Annotated in this window: 11 protein-coding genes; 7 read left to right on the top strand and 4 right to left on the bottom strand. The window is 47.5% G+C overall.

What is annotated here, in order from left to right:
- Nucleotides 1–9 precede the first annotated feature (9 nt).
- The 6 genes from NFR88_RS04440 (at nucleotide 10) to NFR88_RS04415 (ending at nucleotide 5,650) form a co-directional block, all read left to right on the top strand.
- Nucleotides 10–1,392 (top strand): zinc-binding metallopeptidase family protein, encoded by a 1,383-nt coding sequence (locus tag NFR88_RS04440; RefSeq protein WP_251613795.1) that lies wholly within the window; start codon nucleotides 10–12, stop codon nucleotides 1,390–1,392.
- Between the two features lie 15 nt (nucleotides 1,393–1,407).
- Entirely contained in the window at nucleotides 1,408–2,199 is a 792-nt protein-coding gene (gene proC / locus NFR88_RS04435; protein ID WP_251613791.1) for a pyrroline-5-carboxylate reductase, read from the top strand.
- Between the two features lie 19 nt (nucleotides 2,200–2,218).
- On the top strand, nucleotides 2,219–2,818 hold the full coding sequence (locus tag NFR88_RS04430; protein WP_251613789.1) for a TetR/AcrR family transcriptional regulator: 600 nt from the start codon (nucleotides 2,219–2,221) through the stop codon (nucleotides 2,816–2,818).
- Nucleotides 2,815–3,372, top strand: a complete 558-nt coding sequence (locus NFR88_RS04425; RefSeq protein WP_160201503.1) for a peptidylprolyl isomerase — start codon at nucleotides 2,815–2,817, stop codon at nucleotides 3,370–3,372. The genes NFR88_RS04430 and NFR88_RS04425 overlap by 4 nt, the downstream gene beginning before the upstream one ends.
- Nucleotides 3,373–3,392: 20 nt before the next feature.
- Nucleotides 3,393–4,121 carry a MerR family transcriptional regulator gene (locus NFR88_RS04420; RefSeq protein ID WP_251613786.1) on the top strand — a complete coding sequence of 243 codons (729 nt, stop codon included), beginning with the start codon at nucleotides 3,393–3,395 and terminating at the stop codon, nucleotides 4,119–4,121.
- Nucleotides 4,122–4,549: 428 nt separating this feature from the next.
- Nucleotides 4,550–5,650 (top strand): helix-turn-helix domain-containing protein, encoded by a 1,101-nt coding sequence (locus tag NFR88_RS04415; RefSeq protein WP_251613783.1) that lies wholly within the window; start codon nucleotides 4,550–4,552, stop codon nucleotides 5,648–5,650.
- Here the strand turns inward: NFR88_RS04415 and NFR88_RS04410 are convergent.
- Nucleotides 5,642–6,475, bottom strand: a complete 834-nt coding sequence (locus NFR88_RS04410; protein WP_251613780.1) for a MerR family transcriptional regulator — start codon at nucleotides 6,473–6,475, stop codon at nucleotides 5,642–5,644. The two genes, NFR88_RS04415 and NFR88_RS04410, sit on opposite strands and share 9 nt — an antisense overlap.
- A gap of 91 nt (nucleotides 6,476–6,566) precedes the next feature.
- Between NFR88_RS04410 and NFR88_RS04405 the strand changes: the two genes are divergently transcribed.
- Nucleotides 6,567–7,916: an MATE family efflux transporter gene (locus tag NFR88_RS04405; protein WP_251613777.1), complete on the top strand. Its 1,350-nt coding sequence runs from the start codon at nucleotides 6,567–6,569 to the stop codon at nucleotides 7,914–7,916.
- Between the two features lie 124 nt (nucleotides 7,917–8,040).
- Here the strand turns inward: NFR88_RS04405 and NFR88_RS04400 are convergent, their stop codons facing one another.
- The 3 genes from NFR88_RS04400 to NFR88_RS04390 all read right to left on the bottom strand — a co-directional run bounded on the left by NFR88_RS04400 (nucleotide 8,041) and on the right by NFR88_RS04390 (nucleotide 12,502).
- Nucleotides 8,041–9,774, bottom strand: coding sequence for an aminopeptidase P family N-terminal domain-containing protein (locus NFR88_RS04400; protein ID WP_251613774.1), 1,734 nt, complete (start codon nucleotides 9,772–9,774; stop codon nucleotides 8,041–8,043).
- 15 nt (nucleotides 9,775–9,789) lie between these two features.
- The gene (locus NFR88_RS04395) at nucleotides 9,790–10,899 is read right to left on the bottom strand and encodes an aminopeptidase (protein ID WP_160201509.1); all 1,110 of its coding nucleotides are present in this window, start codon (nucleotides 10,897–10,899) and stop codon (nucleotides 9,790–9,792) included.
- 100 nt (nucleotides 10,900–10,999) lie between these two features.
- Nucleotides 11,000–12,502 carry an ABC transporter substrate-binding protein gene (locus NFR88_RS04390; protein ID WP_251613771.1) on the bottom strand — a complete coding sequence of 501 codons (1,503 nt, stop codon included), beginning with the start codon at nucleotides 12,500–12,502 and terminating at the stop codon, nucleotides 11,000–11,002.
- Nucleotides 12,503–12,509 lie beyond the last annotated feature (7 nt).

Raw genomic sequence — 12,509 nt, 5'->3', positions numbered from 1 at the left:
GGAAAAAAGATGGAACTGAACTATAAGCGTACCAATATTTGGAAGAATGCTTCCGCAGAAAAGAAAAACAGTATTATGGAAACGGCAGCAGATTTTAAGGCGTTTAACGACGCGTCCAAGACAGAACGCCTCTGTGTGGCGGAGGCGGTCAGACGGGCAGAGGCGAAAGGCTTTGTTGATATCACGAGAAAGGACAGCGTGAACGCCGGCGACAAGGTGTACTATAACGATAACGGAAAGCTGCTCTATTTGACTGTGGTCGGAAAGAAGCCGCTAACGGAGGGCGCAAACATTGTGGCAGCTCATACTGACTGTACACGTCTTGACTTTAAGATTCTGCCAATCTTTGAAAAAGATGGTTTTGCTTACGGAAAGACCTGCATGTACAGCCTTTCCAAGCTGGAGAAATGGACCAGCACGCCTCTGTCCATGTACGGCACCGTGGTGCGCAAAGACGGTTCTGTCATAGAAATTGCAGAGGGTGCGTCGGAAGACGAACCGGCTCTCTTTATCACCGATATGTCGCTGCACTATTCTGTGGAGCAGGGGCAGAGAAAGCAGGAAGAAGCCTATAACCATGAGCAGATGAATGTGTTCCTGGGCGCAACCCCTGCGGAAGGAGATATGGCAAACGCCGTAAAAGAAAATATTTTGCAGTATCTTTACGAAAAGTATGGTATGATAGAAGAAGACTTTATCAGTGCGGAAATCGAAATCGTACCGGCAGGCAGGACCAGAGATATTGGTCTTGACAGCAGCGCGCTGTGCGGCTACGGTTTTGACGATCGGGCGGCGGTCTATGCGCAGCTTCATGGCATTTTGGCGTGCCAGGCGCCGGAACGAACCGCAATTGCCATCTTTGCGGATAAAGAAGAAATTGGTTTTGAAGGACGTTCCGGTTCCCATTCCAGAGTAACGGACTATTTCCTCCGTTTGCTGGCGGAAAAGAGCGGATGCGGCGGAGATGGAATTGCACTGAACAAAATTCAGCTGGGCAGCAAAGTGATGTCGCTGGAAGCGGTCTGCGGTAATGACCCTAACTATCCGGAACTCTGTGAACCGTACAGCGGGTCACTCTTGGGACACGGGCTGCAGGTGATTAAGTATGCCAGCCGTTACGGCAAGATGAGCACCAGCGAAGCCAGCGCGGAATTCTTGGGACAGGTGCGCAAAGTCTTTAACGATAACGGCGTGATCTGGCAGCCTTTTGCGGGGATTGAGAAGTTCGGCGGCTTTGGCACCATGTCAATGGATTATTCCAATATGGGCATGGAAAGCTTTGACGCTGCAATCTGTGTGCTGGGCGCCCATTCGCCATATGAGTTTATGTTAAAGAGCGATTTGTACGAGGCATGCGCTGCCTGCCGCGTATTCTTTGAAAAATTACAATAAGAGAGGTTGAGACTTATGAAAATTGGATTTATCGGCTGCGGCAATATGGCTTCCGCTATCATGGGCGGTATCATTAAGGAAAAGGTGTTCGCGCCTTCTGACATCTACGGAACGGACGCGCTGGCTTTAGCGGCGGAAAAAGCGGCGGAGAAGTTTGGCATCCAAAAAGCCGCGGGCAATGTGGATTTAGTAAAAGCAGTGGATATCGTGGTGCTGGCGGTAAAACCGCAGTATTATCAGACGGTTATCGAGGAAATTCGGGACGCGGTAGAACATCAGCTTGTGATTACCATCGCGCCGGGTAAAACCCTTGCATGGCTTTCCGAACAGTTCGGAAAGGATGTGCGCATTATCAGAACTATGCCGAACACGCCAGCTATGGTGGGCTGCGGCATGACGGCAATGTGCTGCAATACATTTGTTACAGAAGAAGACAAGGAAACTGCCAGCAGAATTTTAGGCGGTTTTGGAGACTATGAGATTATTGCTGAGAACGTGATGGATGCTGTAGTTGCAGTTAGCGGCAGTTCTCCTGCCTACGTATTTATGATGATCGAAGCCATGGCGGACGCGGCAGTCATGGGCGGCATGCCGAGACCGCAAGCATATAAATTTGCAGCGAAAGCGGTGGAAGGCAGTGCAGCAATGGTCTCCCAGCTGGGCAAGCACCCAGGCGAACTGAAGGATATGGTGTGTTCGCCGGCAGGTACGACGATAGAGGCGGTGCGTGTGCTGGAAGAAAGAGGATTCCGCAGCGCTTTGATCGAGTGTATGCAGGCATGTATGGATAAAGCAGCGAGCATGTAAGGCTGTCATGAGGGAAACGATGGGTAAAGAAACTCGCAGGGACATGAAAAGCCGAATTATCGATGCCGCGTGGAAGCTGTTTCGGGAGAAAGGATATGAAGATACAACACTGGACAATATTCTGGAGGAAGCAGGGATTGCCAAGGGTTCTTTTTACTATTATTTCCGGAGCAAAGGCGACTTGCTTGCGACCTGGTCTGATATTCTGGATGAGAAATACGCGGAGCTGGAGAAAGAACTGAAACCGGAAATGGATAGCTTTCAGAAGCTGCTTTTTCTCAACGGTGAAGTCCACGCTATGATAGAAGATATGACCTCGCCAAATCTAATCGCTTCGATGTATGCGGAGCAGCTGCAGGGCAAGGGATATCGTCATCTGCTGGATACGAATCGTGTGTACTTTCGCTTGATTACCAGAATCATCGAGGAAGGACAGCTCAGAGGGGAACTTACCAGAGATAAAACGGTCAGCCAGCTGGTGCGTGCTTATGTGATGACGGAGCGAGCCATTGTAACAGACTGGTGTCTCACGGGCGGCGCGTATTCCCTTTCGGAATACAGCAGGGAAATGATGCCGCTGCTGCTTGGATTTTTTCAGAGAAAGGAAAACAAGGCATGAATGATTCCACTGCAGTGATAGAATTTGCAATGGATAATACGCAGCTGGGCAGTGTAGTAATCCGATTATATGAAAGGGAAGCGCCGGAGACGGTCGCTTCCTTTATTCGCATGGCAAAGGCAGGGCTTTATGACGGCAGGCAGATTCGCCGCATTGTGCCGGACTTTGTTTTGCAGCCCAGCTATACCCATTTTGATGATTCACGCTGCGATGTGGAACTAGTCGCAGAGTGCGCGCTGAATGGATTTGTCAACCGCGTGCCCTTTGAAAAGGGAACAGTTGCCATGAGCGGCGATGGAAAAATCGCATCAGGCAGTGAGTTTTACATTGTACTGTCCGATGAGGCAGGCAAGCGGCTTTCCGGAAATTTTGCCGCTTTTGGCAAAGTGATTTCCGGCTGGGACGTTGTGGAACGCATTACGAATCTGCCACTCATTCCTGTGCCTAATGATGACGGCGTGGAGATCAACGTGCCCAAGACGCCGGTTTATATGCAACGAGTGAATATAGAAAAATCCCTTGACTCTAACGTTACGTCATCGTTTATACTGTAGTTACACGGGAGGAAATCAGTATGAAAACAGTAAAAGAGGTCAGTGCATTTACCGGCGTCAGTGTGCGCACACTGCATCATTATGATGCCATCGGGCTTTTGAAACCGGACGCTGTGACGGAGGCAGGCTACCGGCTGTACGGTGATACAGCACTGGCACGGCTGCAGCAGATTTTGCTGTTTCGAGAACTGGAATTTCCCTTAAAGGAGATCAAAGAGATTCTGGGAAGTCCGGACTTTGACAGAGACAAGGCGCTTACGCAGCAGATTACTTTGCTGACGATGAAAAAGCAGCACCTTGAAAATCTCATTGAACTTGCCCGTGAAATCAAAACGACAGGAGTGAGCAATATGGATTTTACACCATTTGATACAAGTAAAATGGACGAATACGCGGCGCGCGCAAAAGCGGCATACGGGAAAACCTCTGCGTACAAGGAATTTACCGAAAAGACGAAAAACTGCACCGGAGAGGAGATGCAGCATATGGGCATGCAGATGATGGACATTTTCGCGGAATTCGGCGCTATGCGGGAAAGCGCGCCGGAATCTGATAAGGTGCAGGCACAGGTGCGCAGGCTGCAGGATTTTATTACGGAACACTACTATACCTGTACCGATGAGATCTTAGCAGGGCTTGGCGCGATGTATATCGCAGACGCGGAATTTTCGGCAAACATCGATAAAGCTGGGGGCGCCGGTACGGCGGCCTTTGTCAGCCGGGCGATAGAGGTATATTGCAGGCGGTAAAAGGATGTAAGCTGCAGAGTTGTGCATATGAATGTGATAAAACCGTTTCTGCACAACTTTTAGCCTAGTTGATTGTGCAAGGAAGGATTGAAATGCGAAATTTGCACAACTTTTAGTGAAGAAGGGCAAACTGGCATGCAGTATGTTGTGCAAAACAGGATGAAATCATCTCGTTTTGCACAACTTTTTTGATGGAAAAAATGTTTTTCGTGTTACAAAGCGCAAAAGTTGTGCAAGAGGCAGCATGGTCAGCAGGATTTGCACACCTTGCATCGTGAAAGTTGTGCGGATTGGAGATAAATTGACAGCATATGCACAACTGACGAAGTATAAGAAAGATGTGGGTTAGTGTGCACTTGTTGCATTTTATTAAAAAGTACCATAATTCCGTCGTATAATCCATCGCTTTCCTGCAGAAGGGACTGTGCGTGGAATGGCATTATCCAAATCAAAACTGGGAACTCTATTATGTGGCGGACGGCAAAATTCGTTTTGATGTGGAAGGTGAAACCTACATTGCAGAGAAGGATTGTCTGGTACATATTCCGCCGTACCATACCCACGAACTTGAGGTGCTGGAAGACGCGCAGATGTTTGACTATGGTGGAGAGACTTATACCCTTGAACTTTTGGAAGACTACAAATCACTTCAGACTCATCAGCCGGAAAAGCTGAAAGACCCGGAATTCGGGTTCTGCATTTATGACAATATTGACGACAGCGCTTTTGGAGATTCGGCAGCTTTTGCACATCGGCATCCGTTTTATGAGATTGTGTTCCTTGAAGAGACAGATGGAGCGCATATCATCGATTACACGGCGTACGATGACCTGAAAAATGTGGTTTTTCTTATCAGTCCCGGTCAGGTACACTACTGGAAAAATGTCACCAGGGCGAAAGGCATTCTTATTTATTTCCAGGAGGAGTTTCTGTTTCAGTCCAGCATCAGTGTCAGTTCTGTTTGGGAAATTCAACTTTTTAAGGAAATGGTAGAAATGCCTGCCATCTATATGGACGAGGATTTTGCACAGACCATGCGGGCAGTCTGCAGGATGATGCTGAGAGAATATGAAAGCAAGTCGCCCGACTATGCGCAGGTGCTGCGGGCATGTCTCAATATTTTGTTGATTTATTTTCACAGGCGGCATCGAGAAATTGCACATCAGGGCATAGAACGAACGCCTGGCATGGCAGGGGAACTGCATCTGCGGCTTCAAAATCTAATCGATCAGCGTGTTTGTGAAAACTTATCAGTATCGGAATATGCGGAAATTTGGGGGGTTAGCCAGAGTCATCTTAATGAGCAAATTAAAAAAATCACCGGCAAAACAGTAGGTACTTTGATCCGTGAGGCACAGTTTTCGGAGGCGAAGCGACTATTAGTAAATACAGAACTTAATGTAACTGAAATTGCAGAAACTATGCGCTTTCAGGATACCGCATATTTCTGCAGGGCATTTAAGCGGCAGGTCGGCATGTCCCCAAGTCAGTATCGGGCGAAATGCCGGGAAAATAAAGTCTCACAATAATATACGGTCGGAACAAACAGGAATTTCAATCTGCACGATGTACTCCTTCATAGACTCTGTTACGTTGTCGTTAATTATCATTTCATAGGAGTATCCTGAAAGCTGCAGATTATGGTCTGTGGCATAAGAAAAAATTTCCTCGTATTTGGAGGACATTTGACTCCAATCACCCTGGTAAAATGCTTGCAGATAGTCGCCCGCAGGCTGCATATGCAGTCCCTCGCTTTGAATGGGGAAAGGAACTTCGATGAACAGACTGCTGTAATCTTCAAATTGTTTTTCCAGCAGACTTTTGACAGAAATCATCGTGCCGTAGGAAGCGTCGTGAAGGCGGCGCAGTTGATATTTTTGTGTTTCTTCCAGAATCATTTCTACTTGTTCATCATAGGATGTCTGTTTGTCGATAGGAACTGTGACCAGACAGGAGGCATCTTTTTTGATGCGGCGGATTTCTGATAAATCCATGTGCAGCAGATGCTCTATGTGCTGACGGCGCGTAGAAAGGTTTTTGCGCATCGCCTGCATATGAGCGATTTTTTTATCGAGCAGAAGTATGTTCTTGTCCAGCAGCTTTTGCAGCGTTTCTGCGGATCGATGTGCGATAAAGGTTTGTATTTCGCTGACAGGAACATCTAATTCTCTGAGCATTAAAATGGTTTCGAGCAGCGCGCTTTGATGATAATTGTAGTAGCGATAGCCATTTTCAGGGTGGATGAGAGCGGGTTTGAATAGTCCGATTTCGTCATACCACATGAGTGTTTTTTTATTGATTCCGTGGAGGGCGGCAAATTGACCAATCGTGAGAAGTTTTGCGTTCGTATCCATAAAAATTCTCCTTTTTCTCTTGACTGTACAGTTACTGTATGGTTTATGATACTACATACAGTAGAGAAAAACAAGTGCGAGGAGAAGAAAAATGGAAAAACAAAATGCATATGCACAGCCTGTAACACTAGGAAATATCTTGAAGTTCGCGGTACCGACCATTGCAATGAGCGTATTTATGTCTTTTTATACCATGGTGGACGGTCTGTTTGTTTCTAATTTGATTGGCACCAAAGCGCTGTCTGCCATCAATTTGACAGCGCCGTTCATTCAGCTGGTTACGGCAATATCAACCATGCTTGCTACAGGCGGCAGCGCGGTGATTATGCGCAAAATGGGCGAACAAAAGACAGAGGAAGCCAGAGAAGATTTCACTTTTCTCATTCTAGTGAATGTTGTTGTGGGGATTTTTATGTGCGGGCTTGGCTATGGGGTGATGAAGCCAATTCTCACGAATATGGGATTATCTGCGGATGTTATGGGTTATTGCACGGCTTATCTAAGTCGCTATCTATTGTTTACGGTTCCCATTTTGCTGATGAACAATTTTACCCTGTATATGATTGCCAGTGAGAAGGCAAGCCTTTCACTGATTTGCTCCGTCAGCGGCGGCATTTTGAATATGGTGCTTGATTATGTGCTGATTGCCTGGTTTGACATGGGAATCAGCGGTGCGGCTTTGGCAACGGGGCTTGGTTATTCTGTGACGGCGGTCGTAGGTTTGGTTGTCTTCAGCAAGAAAAAAAGCTTACTGCATTTCAGAAAGCCAGTATTTCGTTTGCGCGTTCTTCGCAGTGCCGCATCCAATGGCTGCTCTGAGATGGCAACTGCGCTTGTTACCGGGATTGTCACCATGCTGTTTAACTGGACCATGCTGCGTTATGCAGGAGAAGACGGTGTTGCAGCTGTCACGATTATTATGTACGTACTGATGTTTGCAAGCTCTCTGTATACCGGCTATTCTTATGGCGTCGCACCGATAATCAGTTTTTATGACGGAGAAAAAAATCGTGAAAAATTACAGAAGCTGATTAAGATTAGTCTAAAAGTCATTGGCTGCATTTCCGCAGCAACAGTTGCGCTGTCGCTGCTTCTTACAAAACCGTTAGTTTCTGTTTTCGCGCGGCCAGATAACCCGGTGTTTGATTTAGCGGCAGGCGGAAATCGTATTTGTACGATTGCGTTGTTATTTATTGGCTTTAATATTTTTGTCAGCGGCATGTTTACCGCGTTGTCAAATGGTATTGTATCAGCAGTACTGGCTTTTATGCGATCCTTTGTGTTCATGGTGGTTGCGATGATTGTGCTGCCGTCACTCTTTGGCATTACAGGAATTTGGGTGGCGACACCGGCTGCAGAATTTGGTGCTGTTTTCCTGTCTGCGTTTATGTTCCTGAAATACCGTCGCCGGTACGGATACAGTGCGGAACGTGAGGTTTAGGCTTTCTCAAAATCGTCTAATAGCTTTATATGAGACGGGCAAAGTATTGCGAAAAAGCAAGGCTGCGAAGCGCAGGCGAAATGATTTCGTCTGCGCTTCGCAGCCTTTTGTATGATGAGAACAACTATCTGGTAATTTCTTTTGTTTCCTCTGCTAGCCACCTTTTTATATCTTCTTCCAGCAGCGGCGCCAGCTTCTGGTAAACTTCTCTGTGATAAGCGTTGACCCATGTCAGTTCTTCCTCTGTGAGAAGCTCCGGCAGGATGGCGGCTCTGTCCAGTGGGCACATGGTGATGCATTCAAAGCTGCGGCTGCCGTCCGGATTTTCCACGCAGAGTAGTTCGCTTTCGATGCGTACACCGTGGCTACCTTCGATGTAGATTCCCGGTTCATTGCTGGTAATCATGCCCGGCAGCATGTGGTTGTCGGTCGGTCCAATCATACGAGGACCTTCGTGAACGCTGAGAATGTGTCCTACGCCGTGACCGGTATCGTACTGATAGCTAGGACCCGCTGCCTTTACCTTTTCGCGCGGAAGCTGATCTAGCTCACGTCCTGTGGTTTCCGCGGTAAACTGGGCGTGTTCCAGCGCCAGATAGGCCTGCAGTACCATGGTGTAGTGTGTCTGCATTTCCCGGGTTAGAGCACCCAGAGAAATGGTTCTGGTGATATCCGTCGTACCGCCATCGATATACTGTCCGCCAGAATCTACCAGCAGAAGCCCTTCATCCTTCAGATAGCAGGGATGACCAAGCTTTGTATCGTAGTGGATGCTGGCGGCGTTGACGCCGTAGCCTGCCATGGTTTCAAAGCTTAGTTCGATTAGCCCATCCTGCGCGTAGCGGCACTGCTTCAGATATTCGCTGGCGGAAACCTCGGTGATTTCTATTTTGCCGGCGTTTTTCTTTAACCAGTAAATGAAATTTGCCATGGCGGCGCCGTCTTGAATATGGGCGAATTTGGTCGCCGCGATTTCAGACGGATTCTTGACGGCTTTCATCAATTCAATAGGCCCTGCGCCGTGGATTACTTCTACGGTTTCCGGAATGGACAACATCAGCGCATAGCTGACAAGCCGCTTGTTCAATAGACACTTGCCCCTGGAAAGGGTCTTTAAATCTTCAAATATTTGCAAGTAAGGAAGAACGGTGACGCCAACCGGCACCAGCGCAGTATCGAAGCTCTCATCCAGAATGTAAAGACGGGCGTCTTTTGGCGTAAGCAGGGCGAATGCGAAAAATACTGGCGTATCTGCTACATCATTGCCTCGCAGGTTAAAAAGCCATGCGATATCCTCCAGACTGGTAAGCAGGTGGTAATCTATCCCTTCTTCAGTTAGTGCAGCCTGCACGCGAGCAAGCTTGGACTCTGCGGTTTCTCCAGTGACAGCATCGGGCAGGGCGTAGATTTTTGACGCTTTGATGGCAGGACGATTCTCCCAGATTTCGTCTACCAAGTCCAAATCGTAGACCACTTCGCAGCTGGCAGCGTACTTTTCGCCGTTTTGGAAGCTGACAATGCGCCCGTCAAAGCCTAGTTTAAAACCTTCTCCCGCGATGGTAGGCAGATAGTCTTCGATTTCCGGAACGCCCGGCTGCTGGCATTGCATCATGGAGATACCGGTGCCGTCAAGCTGTTTTGCCGCCTGGATAAAATAGCGGCTGTCAGTCCAGAGTCTGGCGTCATCTTCGGTTACCAGCAGGGTGCCGTTGGAGCCAGTGAAGCCGGACAGGTACTGCCGGCATTTAAAATAATAGTTGACGTATTCGGAGCCGTGAAAATCGGTGGTCGGCACCAGATAGCCGTCCAGTCCATGTTCCTTCATGACGGTGCGAAGACGTGTAATTTCCTGTTTCATTTGAAGGACTCCTCTTTATTTCAGATTTTCCGGGTTCAGCGGTAACAGTTCCGGCAGAACAAATAGTCCGTCTTTTCTGACCAGCACGTCATCAAACCACATTTCTCCGCCGCCGTATTCTGGACGCTGAATCAGGGTTAAATCCCAGTGTACAGCGGAATTATTGCCGTTATAGGCGTTTTCGTAAGCTCTGCCCGGCGTCAGGTGGAAGCTGCCGCAGATTTTCTCGTCGAAGAGGGTATCTTTCATCGGATGGAGAATGTACGGATGTACGCCGATGGCGAATTCGCCGAAGTAGCGAGCGCCTTCGTCGGTATCTAACAGTTCGTTGATTCGTTTGTTATCGTTGCAGGTCGCATCGATAATTTTTCCGTCTTTGACTTCGAAACGAATGTTTTCATAGGTATATCCCTGTTCTTGGGAAGGGGTATTATAGGTAATCACGCCGTTAACAGAATCTCTGACAGGGGAGGTGTAGATTTCACCGTCTGGAATATTGATTTTGCCGTCGCATTTGATGACTGGAATGTCCTTGATAGAAAAGGTAAGGTCAGTACCTGGACCTACGATATGTACCTGATCAGTCTTTTCCATCAGCTTCACCAGCGGATCCATGGCTTTGCTCATTTTTGCGTAATCCATGGTGCAGACATCGTAGTAAAAGTCTGTGAACGCGTCTTCGCTCATAGAGGCAAGCTGCGCCATCGCTGCGTTGGGATATTTCATCACCGACCATTTGGTATCGTTGACCAGCTGTTCTCTGGTCGGGCTGTTGACGCGGAAATACAGGTTCATTTTATCTGCTGGCACGTCAGCCATTTCGGATACGTTGTTGAAGGCTCTAACGCCGATATATACATCCATTTCCCGTCCCTGATAGAGCAGGTAGTCAGTCTGGTATGCAAGTTGTTCTTCTGTGCATCCCATGCAGAGGGCGCGGATAATCGCGGACTCACGGATATTGACGTAAGGCAGACCGCCTGCTTTGTACACATCGGCAATCAGTTGTTTCACAAGCGGGATGCAGACTTCGTTTTCGTATTCGATGAGTACTTTTTCACCTTTTTGCACGTTGGTAGAATAATTTACAATCATTTCGGATAATTTTTGATTTCTGGGATCCATGTCAGTACCTCCTTTAGGGTTGATAAAAGAAAAGGGTATGGAGACGATGCTCCATATCCTCTTTAGAATTTTGGTTCATTGGGAAACAGGATATCATCCTTTACCATGAGAAGTCATAGAAGAAATACTCACCCTCAAGCGGCAGGGTATGTACATTCAGATTTGCATTGGCAGCATACAGCATGCCAGGGTTATACAGAATTGCATAGACTGCTTCTTCCTGTACTTTTGTGAAGAGCTTTACATACAGTGCTTCTCTGTCTTTATCATCGATGATGGTAGTTGCTTCTTTGAACATATCTTCGATTTCTTTGTTGGAGTAGCGGGCGTTATTTGCCATACCGATGTAATCTTTGGTCAGTGCCATGGACAGCATCTGTGTATCGCCTTCCAGTCCCATCTGCAGCGCAGTAATGCCGAAGTCTCCCTGTCTCAGTTTATCCAGATAAGCGTTGAATTCCAGAATTTCGATCTGTACTTTCAAACCAACGGCCTCTAAGTTTGCTTGTACCATCTGGGCTAACAGCTTGTATTGTTCTGCGACATACATTTTTCCAAGGTCAGTACCTTCTTTTACGCCGGCTTCTTTCAGCAGGGCTTTTGCTTTTTCTACATCATAAGTGTACTGGATCTGTTCTTCGCTATAGCCCATTCTGCCTGGTGTTAGCAGGTTGGAGTTTGGTTCACCAAGGCCTTCACATACGCTTGCTACGATGGATTCACGGTCGATCGCATAGTTGATTGCTTGACGGAATTTTACGTTGTTGTACGGTTCTTTTTCGGTGTTCATGGCAACGAATCCGAATGTAGTCTGGTCTGCATCAAGAAGCCGCACGCTGTCAACGCCTTCCAGCGTGCTCTTTACGGAAGCATCGATTTCAGCAAAGTCAATTTCGCCGGTCTGGATTGCCATACCCATGGAAGCAACGTCACTGATGACTTTCCAGGTTACCTTTTTAATAGGTGCTTCGCCCTGATAGTATCCGTCGTATGCTTCAAAGACTGCTTTGTCGCCGATATCGTGGCTGACAAATTTGTAAGGACCGCATCCAATCGGTTCCTGTGCAAACGTATTTTCATCTACGGATTCGTAGTATTTTTTACTTGCAATGTAAAGGTCTGACATGCTGGTCAGGAATGGGGCGTATACGTGGGTGGTATAGATTTTGATGGTGTGTGCATCTACGATGTCGTAGTGATCCAGTCCATCTACGACAGCACCCTGATACTGAGATTTTTTGAATAAATCCAGGGAGAAACCAACGTCTTCTGCTGTAACAGGATCTCCGTTGTGGAATGTCACATCATCTCTGAGATAGAAAGTGTAACATTTTCCATCTTCGCTGACTTCCCATTTTTCCGCCACTCTTGATTCCAGCTTGGTCTGGTCTTCATAATTTCTGAAAATCAGTGGATCGTAGATCTGCGCAGTCATACGTGCTTCTGCTGCGGACATGGTGTCGGCAGGGTGCAGGGTTGCATAGTCAGAGTCGATTGCTACGGTCAAATCAGTTTTTGCTTCTCCGCCGCAGCTTGCAAACAGACCCATCACAAGGGTCAGGGACAGCATCAGGGCAAGTCCCTTCATCAATTTCTTTTTCATAATTCTT

The organism is Senimuribacter intestinalis (genome assembly GCF_943192965.1).
GTDB classification, from domain to species: domain Bacteria; phylum Bacillota; class Clostridia; order Peptostreptococcales; family Anaerovoracaceae; genus Senimuribacter; species Senimuribacter intestinalis.
This window is presented reverse-complemented; position numbering and strand designations above follow the sequence as displayed.